Source organism: uncultured Winogradskyella sp., assembly GCF_947498345.1.
Taxonomy (GTDB): Bacteria; Bacteroidota; Bacteroidia; order Flavobacteriales; family Flavobacteriaceae; genus Winogradskyella.
This window is the reverse complement of sequence record NZ_CANMJY010000001.1, coordinates 156,803-173,758: the sequence shown is the minus strand read 5'-3', so window position 1 is coordinate 173,758 and position 16,956 is coordinate 156,803. Positions and strand designations below refer to the sequence as shown.

Genomic DNA, 16,956 nt, shown 5'->3' with positions numbered 1-16,956 from the left:
GCAAGGACGAAGTTTAAGCTTGTACTGAGCGCAGTCGAAGTATGGCAATCTCATGATGAGATTCTTCGCTTTCGCTCTGAATGACAACAATTAACAATATATGATTTATTCATTCAAAAGTTATATCCCAGTAGTTCACGAAAGTAGTTTTGTGCATCCTTTAGCAGCAGTAACTGGTAATGTCATCATTGGTAAGAACTGCTATATAGGACCAGGCGCTACGATTCGTGGTGATTGGGGACAGATCATTTTGGAAGATGGTGTTAACGTTCAGGAAAACTGTACAATACATATGTTTCCAGGGAAGTCCATTGTATTAAAAGAAAGTGCACATGTTGGTCACGGTGCCATTATTCATGGTGCTAACTTGGGCAGAAACTGCTTAATAGGTATGAATACGGTTATTATGGACGATGCCAAAATTGGTGATGAGTCTATCGTTGGTGCTATGGCTTTCGTTAAAGCAGAAACTAAAATCCCAAAACGTAGTTTAGTGGTTGGAAATCCAGCTAAGGTGGTTAGACAAGTTAGTGATGAAATGATTGCCTGGAAAACAAAAGGGACTGAACTCTATCAACAATTACCAGCGGATTGTCACGAGTCATTGAAAGAAGTTGAACCTTTAAGAGAGGTTCCGGACAATATGAAAGTTCAGGACGATATATATAAGACATTGAGAGAAACCTTCAAGAAATAGAACTTAAACTCGGCTCAAATCAATTTCATTGGTTTCTTTCCCAGTAGATAATGTAATTAAACTTTGAACATTTCCAAGGTAAGGCAAAAGTGTCAATTTCGAAATGATGAATGTTTCATAAGCTTCAATATCTTCGACTATTAATTTGAGTAAATAATCATAGTTTCCACTAACTCGGTGACATTCTACAACTTCTGGAAAGTTATTGATCTCAGTTACAAACTTTTCTAAATAACTTCTGGTATGGCCTTGAAGCGTAATACCAATAAATACAGTAAGTTTTAATCCAATTTTCTTATTGTCAAGAACAGCAACATATTTTTTAATATAACCTTCTTTCTCTAATTTTTTAATGCGTTCAAAAACAGGTGAAGTTGTCATTCCAAGCTCTTCTGCTATACTCTTTGTAGTACGATTACTGTCCTTTTGAAGAATAGAGAGGATTTGTGTGTCTATTTTGTCCAATGCATATGACATAAGGAAATTATTTTTTTAACATTAAGAAATGTAAATATATAAGAATAAAATACTACATAAAGACATTTTTAAAGAATAATATTCTGTTTAAGTTCAATTTAAAAGTTTTTAACATGCGAAAAATTAGCTTTTAAGTATCTTTGATTCTTGTAAAATTATTTTCAGATTGGCTAAAATTGAATTTAAAATGCCCAGATTGGGTGAGAGTATAACTGAAGCAGCTATTATAACGTGGTTTAAGAATGTTGGTGATACTATCGAAGAAGACGAAATGTTGTTAGAAGTTGCTACTGATAAAGTTGACTCTGAAGTTCCATCTAATGTTTCTGGTATTGTTGAAGAAATCTTGTTTAAAGCTAATGATGTTGTTAAAATTGGTGAGACTATAGCCATAATTCAGAGCAATGGTGAAGCTGTTGTTTCTATAGTAAAAAAAGATAGTAAACCTAAGAATGAAAAGCCTTCAAAAGAGAAACAAACAAAATCAGCTAATAGACCAAAAGTTTCACCAACTCAAACTACTGAGAAGTTTAGTGTATCAAATTCTAATACGTTGTTCTTCTCACCATTGATAATTTCAATTGCAAAGGAGCTTCATATAAGCTTTGAAGAATTAGCTAGAGTTCCAGCAACAGGTAAAGAAGGCAGATTAAGAAAGAGTGATGTTTTTCAGTATATAGAAGATGGTCGTCCTTATAAATTTGCTCAACCTGTAACTCAAGACCCAACAGCTTATAGAATACCACAATTAACATTTGATAAAGGAAAAGGGAAAATTATAGAAATGGACCGTATGCGTCAGATGATAGCTGACCATATGGTTTATTCTAAGCATACATCACCACATGTCACGGCTTATGTTGAGGCTGATCTCACCAATATGGTTAATTGGAGAAATGCCAACAAAAAAGCATTTCAAGACAAATATGGTGAACGTTTAACCTTTACGCCATTATTTGTCGAAGCTGTTGCAAAAGCCATTAAGGATTTTCCTAACATAAATGCCTCTGTAGATGGAAAGAATATCATCGTAAAAGAAGATATTAATGTAGGCATGGCCACAGCATTACCAAGCGGTAATTTAATTGTTCCAGTAGTAAAAAATGCTGACACTAAAGATTTAAAAACTTTGGCTGTGAACGTTAATGAATTGGTTGTAAAAGCTCGCGAGAACAAATTAAAAGCCGATGATATTCAAGGAAGCACGTTTACAATTTCTAATGTTGGAACATTTGGAAGCGTTATGGGAACACCGATAATCAATCAGCCAGAAGTCGCCATTCTAGCTTTAGGCATTATTAAAAAGCGTCCCGAAGTTATTGAGACCGAAAACGGAGATGAAATAGCTATACGTAGCATGATGTACCTATCCTTATCCTTTGACCATCGTGTCGTAGATGGTTTTCTAGGCGGAAGTTTTGTACGTCGCGTTGCGGATTATTTTGAACAATTTGATATCAATAGAAAAATATAAGTTATGTCTTATAATATAAATATTACCAAAGTAGAACAATCTAAAGTTGATGCTTTAGACTTCGACAATATACCATTAGGAACCACATTCACAGACCACATGTTTATCTGTGATTATGAAAATGGTGAATGGACAAATCCAAGAATAGTTCCAATGGGACTAATTCCAACACATCCGGCAGCAATGGCGTTGCATTATGGGCAAGCTATTTTCGAAGGTATGAAAGCCTACAAGGATACGGAAGGAGAACCAATGTTGTTTAGACCAGACCAAAATGCTAAGCGATTAAACAAAAGTGCTGACCGAATGGGAATGCCAAATTTCCCCGAAGAATTATTTGTTGAAGGTTTAAAGGAATTGGTAAGTTTAGAACATAATTGGATTCCGCCAAAAGAAGGAAGTGCCTTGTATCTAAGACCTTTTATGTACGCAGATGAACCCTTTATTGGTATGCGTGCCGCTACACATTATAAGTTCATTATTATGGCATCACCTGCTGGTCCGTTTTTTAGTAAGCGTATTAAGCTATGGGCAGAAAAGCAATTTATAAGAGCTGCACACGGCGGAACAGGCGAAGCCAAAGCAGCAGGTAACTATGCAGCAGCAATTAGACCTACGGAATTAGCCAAAGCAAAAGGTTATGACCAGGTATTGTGGTTAGATGCACAAGAACATAAGTATATTCAAGAAGTAGGTACGATGAATATCTTTTTCAAAATAGATGGTGATTTCATTACACCAAAGCTAGATGGCTCTGTATTAGATGGCATAACCCGAAAGAGCGTCATAGATTTACTTAGAGATAAAGGGTTTAAGGTAACAGAGCGCTTAATTACATTGCAAGAGATAAAGGAAGCTTCTCAAAATGGAACATTAGAAGAAGCTTTTGGAGCAGGAACAGCAGTAGGTATCGCATATATTCAAGACATTGGATTAGAAGGTGAAACCATTCACGTATCTGATGAAAGTCTGGTAGGATTAGAGATTAACAATACCTTGAATGCCATTAAAACTGGTCAGAAAGATGATACATTTGGTTGGATGCTGAAAACAAGAAAAGAATTAGTGTAGCGTAATTTGCGTGTTACCACAAGGGTCGCGCTTTCACACTCGCTCTCTGCGAGGAGCTCAAACAAACCGTTCAATCGCTAACACAGAAACAATAAAGTTGAAAAATAAGATTCCTGCCTTCACAGTAAATGAATATGAATAAAGACATATTAAAAAAAGGATTTTCAAAACTCTGCACAGCAAAAGCTATGGCAGAGTTGTATGAAGAAAACTTTAAGCAAGTTTCAAAATACGTACATGCCACATCTCGTGGTCATGAAGCCATTCAGGTTGCTTTAGGAATGCAATTATTACCTCAAGATTATGCATTTCCTTACTATAGGGATGATGCCATGTTATTGTCATTTGGTTTAGAGCCCTATGATTTAATGTTACAGTTGTTAGCTAAAAAAGGTGACCCGTTTTCTGGTGGAAGAACGTATTATTCGCATCCAAGTTTAAAAGACGATGATAAGCCTAAAATTCCGCACCAGTCTTCAGCAACTGGTATGCAAGCTATTCCAGCAACAGGTGTTGCTATGGGAATGCAATACAAAGAATTACAAGGTTTAAATGACGATTCTATTGAGAATCCAATTTCAGTATGTTCACTTGGTGATGCCTCTGTGACTGAAGGTGAGATAGCTGAAGCGTTCCAAATGGCTGCCTTGAAGCAAATGCCTATTTTATACTTGGTACAGGACAATGGATGGGATATTTCGGCGAATGCTGCAGAAACAAGAGCGCAAAACGCATTTGAATACGCTCAAGGATTTCATGGTTTAGATGCGATTTCAATTGATGGCGCTAATTTTATAGAAAGCTATGAAGCTATCGAAAAAGTGATTGAGATTATACGTAAAGAGCGTCGCCCATTTTTAGTACATGCCAAAGTTCCGTTGTTAAATCATCATACATCTGGTGTGCGAATGGAATGGTATCGTGATGATTTAGACGAAGCACGTTCACGTGACCCATATCCGGTTTTAAAACAACAATTATTAGATAATGGGTTTACTGAATCTGAGGTCAATGTGATAGAAGATGAAGCTAAAGAAAAAGTAACATCAGACTTCGAAAAAGCCTTAGAAGCTGAAAATCCAAAACCTGAAGATTTATTTACGCATGATTTTGTACCAACGCCAATAACAGAAGAAAAAGGAACACGTGAACCAGAAGGAGCTGATAAAGTGGTAATGGTCGACTGTGCTTTATTTGCTGTTGAAGAATTAATGCGTGAGCATAAAGAATGCTTGCTATATGGTCAAGATGTTGGAGGACGACTAGGCGGTGTGTTTAGGGAAGCAGCAACATTAGCTCAAAAGTTTGGTGACGACCGTGTATTTAATACGCCAATACAAGAAGCTTTTATCGTGGGTTCCACGGTTGGAATGTCTGCGGTTGGATTAAAACCAATTGTTGAGGTGCAGTTTGCCGATTACATTTGGCCAGGACTCAATCAGTTATTTACTGAAGTAAGTCGCAGTTGCTATCTATCTAATGGTAAATGGCCTGTGAGTATGATTCTTCGTGTGCCCATTGGTGCATATGGCAGTGGTGGGCCATACCATTCGTCTTCAGTAGAAAGTGTAATTACAAATATTCGTGGTATTAAAATCGCCTATCCAAGTAATGGAGCTGACTTAAAAGGCTTAATGAAAGCGGCTTATCACGACCCAAATCCTGTGGTTATATTAGAACACAAAGGTTTGTATTGGTCTAAAGTACCAGGAACAAATGGTGCAACATCCGTTGAACCTTCTGAAGATTATATATTACCATTTGGCAAAGCTTGGGTACTTCAAGAAATTTGGAAACAAGATGATGTTGAAACGCTGACTATAATAACTTATGGAATGGGTGTTCATTGGGCTTATAATGCGTCAGGAGAACTCGATATGCGAGATCAAATAGAAATCATTGATTTACGAACATTATATCCGCTTGATGAAGACACAATTATGAAGTCAGTTAAGAAAACAGGTAAATGTTTAGTGGTAACTGAAGAGCCTTCTAATAATAGTTTTGCGAGAGCATTAGCTGGAAAAATTCAAGAAGAATGTTTCAAATATTTAGATGCGCCAGTAATGACAATTGGAAGCGAAAATATGCCAGCAATCCCGTTAAATTCTACTTTAGAACAAACCATGATTCCTTCAACCGAAAAGGTAAAAGCTAAAATAGAAGTCTTGCTTAATTATTAGTCTTTTGTATATTACATGATATAACATAATTTCATGTATACAAGACGAATATTTCCCGTAAAAGGGGTCATTAAATGGACGCGAAGGTATCTATTCCTTTTTTTTATTTTAGCTACAATACCAGTTATTCTATTTGATATTGTTGGCTTAAAATGGTTACATGTCCCTTGGTTGCCTTTAGGTGTTTTAGGTACAGCTGTAGCCTTTTTGGTCAGTTTTAAGAATAACGCCTCATACGATAGGCTTTGGGAAGCTCGTAAAATTTGGGGTGGTATTGTTAATGCATCGAGATCTTGGACTATTCAAGTTAAAGATTTTATTACAAATCAATTTGCAAAAAATCCTATCTCTGAAGCTGAACTTCATCATATACACAAGGAACTAGTACATCGACATGTGGCTTGGCTTACGGCTTTGCGATATCAATTGCGAAAGGATAAACCTTGGGAAATGCATTTAAAAAATAAGAAATCTAATAAGGAATTTCGTGAATCGCAATATTTGGTTTGCGAAGACACAATTCCTATCAAAGAAGCTATTAGTCCATATGTTTCAGATAAAGAGTATGATGAGTTATTTGCTAAAGTGAATCAAGCATCACAAATTTTAGGGATTCAATCTAGGCGATTAAAAGAATTAAAAACCTTAGGCCTTATAGATGATTTTAGGCATATGGAAATGGAGAATATGTTGGTTGAATTCTACACGCTCCAAGGAAAGAGTGAGCGTATTAAGAATTTCCCGTATCCAAGACAGTATGCCACCATGAATTATATTTTTGTTTGGCTATTTATTTTGATGATTCCTTATGGAATTATGGAGGAGTTTGAATCGATTGGAAAGCATATTATGAGTGAGTTAACAGTTCATCAATCAAGGACATCTTGGGGGCATTTAATTCAGGAATTTATTGCAAAACATTTTGTGTGGTTTTCGATACCTTTTAGTGCTTTGTTAGCATGGGTGTTTCACACGATGGAAGCTATTGGAGAAAATACAGAAAACCCATTTGAAGGCGGACCAAACGACGTGCCTATTACCAACATGAGTAGAGGTATTGAAATTGATATCAGACAACTTATTGACGACACAGATATTCCTGAACCTTATGTATGGAAGAATGATATTGTCATGTAAATTACAATTTGAACTATGCTAACCAAAAAAAGATACTCGGTCAAAGACATGGTGCTTTGGACTAGAGGTGAAACATTAATATATCTTTTATACGCAGGAATAATTACTATTCTTTATAAAGTATTTGGCTTTACATTTTTAAATGTACCATGGACACCTGTGGCACTAATTGGTACTGCTGTAGCTTTCCTTGTAGGTTTTCAAAATAACTCAGCTTATGGTCGTATTTGGGAGGCACGAATGATTTGGGGAGCTATTGTAAATACATCACGAACTTGGGGTATGAAAGTCCAGGATATGGTGTCAAATGAATATTGTGATGATTCAATTTCTGATGCAGAATTAAAGAAGCATAAAAAGACCTTGGTCTATAGACATATTGCCTGGATGACAGCATTACGCTATGCTATGCGTCAACGTAAAAGTTGGGAAACACAACATAAAGCTAAGACAAACCAGGAATGGCGAAATATGATTCATATTCCAGAAGAAGTCTCTACTCTCGAAGATAATCTGATGATGTATTTATCAGAAGAGGAAAGAAAATATGTCTTATCTAAAAGCAATAAGCAAACCGCGTTATTATACCTGCAATCAAAACATATTAGAGAATTAAAAGAAAAAGGTCTCATATGGGAATTCGCGTTTCTGGAGCTTGAAAATGTTTTAGAATCGCTTTTTACACATCAAGGAAAATCAGAACGTATAAAGAACTTTCCTTATCCAAGGCAATATGCAAGTTTAGGATTATACCTCACAAGAGTATTTACAATTCTATTACCTTTTGGATTAATTCCAGAATTTGCTGAAATAGGTGATACTATGGTAGATGATTTTTTCCTAGTCGGAAAGTATTTTATTTGGATAGCAATACCATTTTGTGCTACAGTATCATGGGCTTTTCATACTATGGAACGTTTGGCAAGGAGTGGAGAGAACCCATTTGAAGGTGGTCCAAACGATGTGCCTATATCTACTATTTCTCGCGGAATTGAGATTGATCTAAGGCAAATGTTAGATGAGGAACCAAATGAAATTCCTAGTCAATTCCCTGAAGAAAAAAATGTTCAGATGTAGCTGTTAATCTAGTTTATATTCTGAAAGTGGTTTCGTGAATTTCTCTGGATCAGCAGCTAAGTGATATCTTGGGTCGTCTACATCTTCGATGATAACTTCTTCAAATTTAGGGCTGGCTTTTCTGAGCAGTATTTTACAATCTTCACTAAGATGTTTTAGTTTGATAGATTTACCTTCAGCTTCATATTTGTTAACAATGTTAAAGATGGCTTCTAAAGCAGAATGGTCACTTACTCGAGATTCGACAAAATCTATTTCTACTTTATCTGGGTCATTTTTGGCATCAAATTTTGAATTAAAATTCTGAATAGAGCCAAAAAACAATGGCCCCCATATTTCATAAGTTTTTGTGCCGTTAGCTTGAATACGCTTACGTGCTCTAATCATTGTAGCATTTTTCCATGCAAAAACTAATGCGGAAATAATAACACCAGCAATAACAGCTACGGCTAAGTCTTTCCATACTGTTATAGCTGAAACAGCAATTAAAACTATGGCATCTGACAAAGGAATCTTTCTAATAATTCTAAAACTAGACCAGGCAAATGTTCCTATGACTACCATAAACATTACACCTACTAATGCAGCTATTGGTATTTGTTCAATTAATGGCGCACCAAATAATACAAAACAGAGTAATGCTATAGCAGCAACCGCACCAGATAAACGTCCTCTACCACCAGAATCTACATTGATTATAGATTGTCCAATCATAGCACAGCCGCCCATACCACCAAAAAGACCATTGAGCATATTTGCACCTCCTTGGGCTATACATTCTCTATTTCCATTGCCCCTGGTTTCGGTAATTTCATCAACCAGATTGAGTGTCATTAATGATTCAATAAGTCCTACAGCAGCTAATATAAACGCTGTGGAAATGATTAAATCCCAATGTCCAGAAAGCGTACCAAAGAAACCAAAAACTTGATCTTGGAATGTAGGTAGACCACCTTGTAGGCCTTCACCACCACCTTCTCTAATAAAGGATCCAACTGTACTCATTTCTATACTGCCAAAAATGGTTATACAAGCTACCACAATAATGGCAATTAATGCAGCAGGAATCTTCTTTGTTAATTTAGGTAAACCATACATAATACCCATGGTTAAACCAATGAAACCCATCATTTTCCAAAAAGTACCATTAGAAAACAAAGCCTCAAACCATTGAGAAGTATTGCTCCATATCGAAATATCTTTAGGTACAGCATTTGGAAATAAACCTAACTGAGATAAGAAAATTACTATGGCTAAACCATTAACAAATCCCATCATTACAGGATGAGGAATTAATCGTACAAACTTTCCAAGTTTAAAAACACCAGCTAAAATTTGAATACCGCCAACAAAAAGTAATGTAATAAACAGCCATTGTAAGCCTAAATTTTCAATAGGAGTATCTAATGCTAAACCAACTTCATTTCCTTTTTGAATAAGGTGTACCATAACAACAGCCATAGCGCCTGTTGCTCCAGAGATCATTCCTGGTCGACCACCAAATAAAGCAGTAACAATTCCCATCATAAAGGCACCATAAAGCCCAACTAATGGATCTACACCAGCAACAAATGCAAATGCAACAGCTTCTGGCACTAATGCTAAGGCAACTGTTAAACCCGAAAGAATATCATTCTTTGGGTTTTGTGTAAAGTTTTTTCTTGTAGTATGGCCTAATATCATAATATAAATCCTTAAAAGTCGGCAAAGATAGCGTATTTAGATTTATAGCCTAATAGAATGAATAATCTAAAAAAAGCACTAGATTATCTAGTGCTTATGTCTAATATAATATGTAGCTTCTTTTTATTTAGATGGAGGAAATTGCTCCATAGTTTTAGAAACAAACTCTTTAATACGTGCTTCTTTTTTATCTACGTTTTTAGTTACTAAATAACCTGTACCTGAGCCTTGCCAAATTAGTTCCTTCTTATCAGTATCAATTAAATCAATAAAAAGCATGCCTTCTGTTCGAGTAGAAACCTGGCTTCCACCCCAACCAAATCCAGGACCCCAGCCCCAGCCCCAGCCACCAACTCCCCATGCATTGTTGTATATATCAACACGTTGGTTAGATTTAGTAAAAATGCTCACGAGCATATCTGGGTTTTCTGATTTAGTCATACCTTTAGCCATAAGCTCAGCTTCTATTGCTCTCAAGATTCTCCGTTTATCAATATCGCTAATTTCTGCTTTATCAATACCAGGCTTAAAAAATGCAAAAGTCTTGTATTGGTCAAAGTTTGCCTCTCTGTCATAATCAGCCGCAACTCTTACAGAACTACAAGAAGAAAGAAGGATGGCAAACACTAAAATGGGCGTGAATTTAAGTAACTTCTTCATATTGTTTTTTTTTAAATTGTTTCTAATAAATCATCATCAACGTAATTTGGTAATGTTACTTTTAAATTAGGCTCAACTTCCATAGCGCGTTTTATAGCAAAAACCGCACCTTCATTTCTAGCCCAACTTCGTCTAGAAATACCATTATTCACATCCCAAAATAACATCTGTTTTAATCTGGTTGACGCTTCTTTAGTACCATCAAGAACCATGCCGAATCCACCATTAATTACCTCTCCCCATCCTACTCCACCTCCATTATGAATACTCACCCATGTGGCACCTCTAAAACTATCTCCAATAACATTGTGTATTGCCATATCTGCTGTGAATCTCGAACCATCATAAATATTACTGGTTTCTCTATATGGGGAGTCAGTACCGGAAACATCATGGTGGTCTCTTCCTAAAATGACATAGCCAATATCCCCATTTCTAATAGCGTTATTAAATGCCTCAGCAATTTTCATTCTTCCTTCAGCATCGGCATATAATATTCTGGCTTGAGAACCCACTACAAGTTTGTTTTCCTGCGCTCCTTTTATCCACTGAATATTGTCAGCCATTTGTTGTTGAATTTCCTGAGGTGAATTTTTCATTATATCTTCAAGTACATCACAAGCGATTTCATCAGTTTTAGCTAAATCTTCTGGCTTTCCTGAGGCACAAACCCAACGGAAAGGTCCAAAACCATAATCAAAACACATTGGGCCCATTATATCTTGTACATAGCTGGGATATTTAAATTCTCTTCCTAATTCTGGATTATCAGACATTACATCTGCACCAGCTCGAGAAGCTTCAAGTAAAAACGCATTTCCGTAATCAAAGAAATAAGTGCCTTTTGCTGTATGTTTATTTATGGCATCAGCATGTTGCCTTAAGCTTTCTTGAACTTTTACTTTGAACTTTTCTGGCTCATTTGCCATCATGTCGTTAGCTTGTTCAAATGATAACCCAACAGGATAATAACCTCCTGCCCATGGATTATGAAGAGAGGTTTGGTCACTTCCTAAATCAATACAAATATTAGCTTCATCAAATTTTTCCCAAACATCAACGACATTTCCTAAATACGCAATAGAAATAGTTTCTTTTTTAGCTTTTGCCTTGGTAACCCTTTTTACAAGTTCATTTAAATCTGTAATTTTTTCGTCAATCCAACCTTGATCTAATCTAACTTGAGTAATTTTTGGATTAACTTCTGCACATACTGTAATACATCCAGCAATATTACCAGCTTTAGGTTGTGCACCAGACATTCCACCTAGGCCAGAAGTAATAAATAAATTTCCTTTAGGCTCTTTTCCTATTTTTCTAAATCCATTTAATACAGTTATAGTGGTTCCGTGCACAATACCTTGAGGACCAATATACATATAGCTTCCTGCTGTCATCTGTCCATATTGAGTAACACCAAGCGCATTGAATTTTTCCCAATCATCTGGTTTAGAATAATTAGGAATCATCATGCCATTGGTTACAACTACTCTTGGTGCTTCTTTATGAGAAGGAAATAACCCCATAGGATGACCAGAGTACATTACCAAAGTTTGCTCATCATTCATTTCGGCCAAATACTTCATGGTTAATCTATACTGTGCCCAATTTGAAAATACACCTCCATTACCACCGTAAGTAATCAACTCATAAGGATGTTGTGCTACTGCATAATCTAAATTATTCTGAATCATTAGCATTATTGCTGCTGCTTGTTTAGACTTTGCGGGATATTCGTCTATTGGTCTTGCATACATTTTGTAGTCTGGTCTGAGACGATACATGTAAATACGACCATAAGCATCTAATTCATTTTTAAACTCTGGTAATAATTCTTTGTGATGCTTTTTATCAAAATAGCGTAAGGCATTTTTAAGCGCTAGTTTTTCTTCTTCGGGGGAGAGAATAGCTTTACGTTTTGGTGCATGATTTATTGATGAATTGTAAGGTTTTGGTTGAGGTAGAGTTTCAGGAATACCTTCTAATATCTGAGCTTTAAATGATAATTCAGTTACTTGCATTACTTTTTTCTTAATTTATCTTTACTAAATCCATATGGACAATGTCTACAACCGCTTTCACAACAATACCCTCTTTTTAAATGATATTGTTCTGTAAAACAGCGATAACCTTCAGGAGTTAAGTAGTAGTCTCCGTCTTCAATTGGGACGTATTTCTTCATATCTCACAAAGATAATGTAATTTGGTTTGATTTTTGAATTAAGGAAAGTGTGATATTGATTTCAAAATATATGGTGCCCAAGGGCTATTTAGGTCTAACAATTTTCCCTTTCATGTTTTTAAAGTATAAGAACCTAAGAGGAAATTCTGTTTTGATAAATCATGAAAAGATCCACTTAAGGCAACAATTAGAACTCTTAATTATACCTTTTTTTGTCATTTATGGTATTGAATTTTGTGTACGTTTAGCTCAATATAAAAATTGGCACATGGCATACAAAAACATTTCTTTTGAACGTGAGGCCTACAGCAATGAAAAAGATCTGGACTATATAAAATCCAGACCTTTGTATGTTTTTATAAATTATTTTAGAAGATAATTTTTTCAATTTTTTGTTTACCATCAACTAACCTTATTTTAATGAATAGTGATATTTCGCTAGACTGAATAGTGTTTATACTAAAACGATTAGAATTAACTGATTTATTATGGAAAAGAGTTCTTCCTAAAATGTCATAAACTTCGATAGCTTCAATGGTTTCAAAGTCAGATTTTATTATAATCTTTTCATTAGCTTCAAAAATTTGAATTCCATTTAACGTATCATAATCATCAATCCCTAATGTTGTATTAGTATATCTTAGAATAAATCTATCATTAATAATTTCCTCATCACTAAAAAATGAATATGGCGCGTTTTTTAAATCATGAATAACACCTGTTACTAAGTCTTCTAAATATACATCTTGTTCAGACTCCTCAAACAAACCTTGAAGCGTGTTTATAGCTATAGTTTGTAAACCAGACTCGGTAATATTTATCCCAATAGGGACTAGATCTGTATCTTGAAATGGGAGTTGACGACCTTGAATAAGGTAGGCATCATTATTAATCATTGAATACAGATTTAAACCACTACCCTGAGTATTTTTAGCATCAAACATTCTATCTTTTCCATTAGTGGCGCCATTTACATAAGCAATCAAAGTGGTATTGGTTTGCCCAGATGGACTTATATAATCTAACCAAATTCTATTATGGTTTTCAGTGTTATCATTAGACGGATTAGAACTTCTGTAAAACTGGTCATTACTATAGGCGCTGCTTCTCATAGAATTATTAAACGTTACTGTTTCATTTACCGAACCTGTATCTCTCATTAAAACAAAGAAGCCTTGACCAGAAGCAATATTACCATTAAAACCAGAAGGAGTTGAAGTACCACTAGAGTTATAAGCTATATAATCTGCAACATTATAATTATATACATAATCATCGTAAAATGGATCTGCTCCTATAGCTATATCTGTTCCATGAGTCCACAAATACACAAAACCATCAATGTGTGTATTAGCCGGAAGCGTTAAAAAATCTGTAGCTTCAATTGCTGAAGGATAAGGATTACCCACAAGATTCCAATTATCATCATCACTGGTTACAAGTAAATTATCACCACCAGGTATGGGTTGGTATGTATAATTCCCTCCCATGTATGCTCCTCTTTCAATCGGCTGAATTATAGTACCATTATTTGGAGTTCCAGAAAAAGTAGCTGTAAATACCGAAGGAGTAGCTGTATGGCCACTAGGTCCTCTCGCTATATAGCCCTTACCTATATCCATATTCCCCGAACTATAATTTTGCCACTCACCAAAAACCATATTACCAGGAGGTCCAATACCTTGAAATGTTGTTGGCATCCATTCATATAAATAAGCACCTGGCGTTGCTGGGGAAATACTTGTTATATCAAAAGTTGTTACAGGAGAAGACCAATAGACATAATCGTTCTGTCTTATGTTTGTATTTCGGTCCATTGTAAATAATCCACTAGCTCCAACAGAGTTAGCAATATCATCAATTTGTATTAAACTAGCACTATCTTGCATATCATATACACCACCATTTTCAATAGTAATTATATTAGTAATGGTCAAAGTAGAATTAGAATTTTGGGTCAATGTTGCCCCAGATTCAATAGTTAACGTATAACCCAAGCCATCCGTTGTACCATCAATTATCGGATCGTTACCACCAGTGTTGGGAATGATAACGCATTCTGTTGCAGTAGGCACACTATTAGGGTTCCAATTTGTTGCAATTGCCCAATCTGTATTTCCAGGAGTTCCATTCCAAATCTTACCAATAACAAAATCTGCTTGTGTTCTTATTGTTGGGCTCGATGCACATGCTGCCCAATAACTGTATACTCCAGGTGTATTTGTATTTGGCAGGCCAGAACCTGCAACACCTACAGGATCAAAGTTAGAGCCTGTAGCTATTGGTGTGCCTCCACTCGCACTTGTATACCATTCCATTGTACCAACGGTACCACTGATGATTGAGCCCACTCCCGAAATATTCCAAGTATATGGTGTAGATTGACTTGCAGAAAAAGCCAAAGTAGTTACAAGCGTATAGTCAACACCTGCAAGAAGATTTGCTGTAATAGCTGCATCCAAACCAGGACCAGAATCATCGTCCCCGGCAATCCAGGTACCAGTTGCACAAGATCCATATGTAAAAGGATCTAACGGATCATTTATAACTATATATCCCATAAAATCTGGTGGTAAAGTTGGGTCTATCTCAAAAACATAAACACCATCGGTATCAACTTGAAAATCAAAAGTATCATAGTTTCTATTATAGGTCGGATCAAATGCACAAGGATCTGTACTCACAATAAACCACGGAGGAGTATCTGCGTAAGGACCAGCAACATCTAAGTTTCCTGCAATAGTATTTGTTGTTGTTGAACCTGTGCATAATGCTGTAGCCGTTAGATCTTGTGAGGCATCACCAGGACAAATAGAGACGTCAGTTACTGTTGGCGGAGCGGTTAATGTCGTAAAAGATTCTGGGCCTATCCAAAAACCTGCACCGGCAACTCCACTGGCACAAATAGATCTCACCCAAACATAATACGTTGTATTCTCAGCTAGTCCTGTTAAATTAACTGTTGTAGTCGAATTATTTGTTGTTCCGGTTGGAGTTTGTGAATACCCCGGAGTACTATTATTAGTAGTAACAAAATATTCATAACCAACTCCAGGTATTGGACTTGGGGCTGTCCAACTAATTGTAGCTGTTGTTATAGTAATAGCATTAACTGTAATGTTGGATGGGTCACCTGTACATGTAATTGCTGGTACTGTAAGCGTATAGTCTTCGGTTTCGCCATCATCTATAGTTCCGCAAGAGTCAGGATCCGCATCAATATAATCTGCTCGTATACGCATTCTGTAGCTACCTGGAGTTATAGTTCCAGGAACTATAAAATCATCTGTAAGTCCAGTCGTAAAACCACCAGACGCATATACTTTTTCATTAGCATCATCAAAATCAAAATCATTATTCCAATCTACCCATATATTAAACCCATAGGTTAAAAACGTACCCGAGAAATCCACGGTAAAATCCACAATACCGCCTGCCAGTTGCTCTACAATTTCAGTAGCAGAATTATCTTGATAACCAGGAGGTGTAAACCCTGAGTTTAGGTTAGAAATGTCTGATCCAAAGCCAACATTCGTTGAAAAATCTTCAATATAATCTAAAGTGAAGTTTGATGTTGCATTACAGTAAGACGTATTTACATTAGTAACTAAACTCACATTATCTATAGCAATTGGAGGGTTATCCCCAGCGCTACCATCATTAGTCCACTCAAAAACCAGTCTTGCATTATTGCCTGCATAGCCCGTTGGCAATTGAAAAGTGCTACTGGTCCAAGTATATTGTTCGCCAAAAAACCCTCCGATCTGCACATTTCCCGAAGGTGCTGTTCCTGTCGCTGTTATTTGTGTACCATAAGTAGGAGTGAAAGTTTGTGGCACTACCCAAATTGTCATATAATCATAAGCAAAAAAACCAATTTCGCCATCCACAATCCAATCAAAATCTAAAGTAATGTTTGATTCCCCAACAGGAAAAGTAATGTCTTTATATAAGTGAGCAACTCTAGTAGCGGTATTAGTATAGGTATGAGGTGGAGGTGTAGCGTTTGCATTATTTGTTATATATGCAGCATTTGTACCACTAAACCCTATTGTTGCTCCAGTATCACATACCCATTGATTATCAGTAGCACTAACTGGATTATTTTCGCTCCAACCATTAGCTGCAAATGTAACACCATTCTCAAATCCACCATCACCAATTGGATCTATCACTGTAGTCTGAGAGGTCGTTGTAGTGAATGCGAAAATAAAAACTAAAAAAGGTAAAAATCTAGTCATAATCTATATTTTTGAACAAGAATAAAACCATGACAATCCTTATATATTTGCAGGAAGTCAAAAAAATAGATTAT

At 36.0% G+C, this 16,956-nt stretch carries 13 protein-coding genes; 7 read left to right on the top strand and 6 right to left on the bottom strand.

Annotated elements, in window-relative coordinates; genetic code table 11:
- Positions 1–100 precede the first annotated feature (100 nt).
- A complete protein-coding gene (locus tag Q0912_RS00745) occupies positions 101–697 on the top strand; it encodes a transferase hexapeptide repeat family protein (RefSeq protein ID WP_299110924.1) in 597 nt (198 codons plus the stop codon).
- Positions 698–700: 3 nt separating this feature from the next.
- On the opposite strand, the gene Q0912_RS00740 is transcribed toward Q0912_RS00745, so the two are convergent.
- Positions 701–1,174 carry an Lrp/AsnC family transcriptional regulator gene (locus tag Q0912_RS00740; RefSeq protein ID WP_299110922.1) on the bottom strand — a complete coding sequence of 158 codons (474 nt, stop codon included), beginning with the start codon at positions 1,172–1,174 and terminating at the stop codon, positions 701–703.
- 187 nt (positions 1,175–1,361) lie between these two features.
- Here Q0912_RS00740 and Q0912_RS00735 point away from each other — a divergent pair, with 187 nt between their 5' ends.
- The 5 genes from Q0912_RS00735 to Q0912_RS00715 all read left to right on the top strand — a co-directional run bounded on the left by Q0912_RS00735 (position 1,362) and on the right by Q0912_RS00715 (position 8,116).
- Positions 1,362–2,648, top strand: coding sequence for a dihydrolipoamide acetyltransferase family protein (locus tag Q0912_RS00735; protein ID WP_299111887.1), 1,287 nt, complete (start codon positions 1,362–1,364; stop codon positions 2,646–2,648).
- A 3-nt stretch (positions 2,649–2,651) separates the two neighbouring features.
- Positions 2,652–3,719 carry a branched-chain amino acid aminotransferase gene (locus Q0912_RS00730; RefSeq protein ID WP_299110920.1) on the top strand — a complete coding sequence of 356 codons (1,068 nt, stop codon included), beginning with the start codon at positions 2,652–2,654 and terminating at the stop codon, positions 3,717–3,719.
- Positions 3,720–3,847: 128 nt separating this feature from the next.
- Positions 3,848–5,902, top strand: a complete 2,055-nt coding sequence (locus Q0912_RS00725; RefSeq protein ID WP_299110918.1) for an alpha-ketoacid dehydrogenase subunit alpha/beta — start codon at positions 3,848–3,850, stop codon at positions 5,900–5,902.
- Positions 5,903–5,935: 33 nt separating this feature from the next.
- The gene (locus Q0912_RS00720; protein ID WP_299110916.1) at positions 5,936–7,039 is read left to right on the top strand and encodes a bestrophin family ion channel; all 1,104 of its coding nucleotides are present in this window, start codon (positions 5,936–5,938) and stop codon (positions 7,037–7,039) included.
- Between the two features lie 15 nt (positions 7,040–7,054).
- Entirely contained in the window at positions 7,055–8,116 is a 1,062-nt protein-coding gene (locus Q0912_RS00715; RefSeq protein ID WP_299110914.1) for a bestrophin family ion channel, read from the top strand.
- Between the two features lie 3 nt (positions 8,117–8,119).
- On the opposite strand, the gene Q0912_RS00710 is transcribed toward Q0912_RS00715, so the two are convergent.
- The 4 genes from Q0912_RS00710 to Q0912_RS00695 form a co-directional block, all read right to left on the bottom strand.
- Positions 8,120–9,799 (bottom strand): SulP family inorganic anion transporter, encoded by a 1,680-nt coding sequence (locus tag Q0912_RS00710; protein ID WP_299110912.1) that lies wholly within the window; start codon positions 9,797–9,799, stop codon positions 8,120–8,122.
- Between the two features lie 123 nt (positions 9,800–9,922).
- On the bottom strand, positions 9,923–10,459 hold the full coding sequence (locus Q0912_RS00705) for a DUF4136 domain-containing protein (protein ID WP_299110911.1): 537 nt from the start codon (positions 10,457–10,459) through the stop codon (positions 9,923–9,925).
- Positions 10,460–10,470: 11 nt separating this feature from the next.
- Positions 10,471–12,480, bottom strand: coding sequence for a urocanate hydratase (locus tag Q0912_RS00700; RefSeq protein ID WP_299110910.1), 2,010 nt, complete (start codon positions 12,478–12,480; stop codon positions 10,471–10,473).
- Positions 12,480–12,641, bottom strand: a complete 162-nt coding sequence (locus Q0912_RS00695; protein ID WP_299110909.1) for a DUF5522 domain-containing protein — start codon at positions 12,639–12,641, stop codon at positions 12,480–12,482. The genes Q0912_RS00700 and Q0912_RS00695 overlap by 1 nt, the downstream gene beginning before the upstream one ends.
- A gap of 112 nt (positions 12,642–12,753) precedes the next feature.
- Between Q0912_RS00695 and Q0912_RS00690 the strand changes: the two genes are divergently transcribed.
- The gene (locus Q0912_RS00690) at positions 12,754–13,020 is read left to right on the top strand and encodes a hypothetical protein (RefSeq protein WP_299110908.1); all 267 of its coding nucleotides are present in this window, start codon (positions 12,754–12,756) and stop codon (positions 13,018–13,020) included.
- On the opposite strand, the gene Q0912_RS00685 is transcribed toward Q0912_RS00690, so the two are convergent.
- Entirely contained in the window at positions 13,010–16,882 is a 3,873-nt protein-coding gene (locus Q0912_RS00685) for a GEVED domain-containing protein (RefSeq protein ID WP_299110906.1), read from the bottom strand. The genes Q0912_RS00690 and Q0912_RS00685 overlap by 11 nt on opposite strands.
- Positions 16,883–16,956 lie beyond the last annotated feature (74 nt).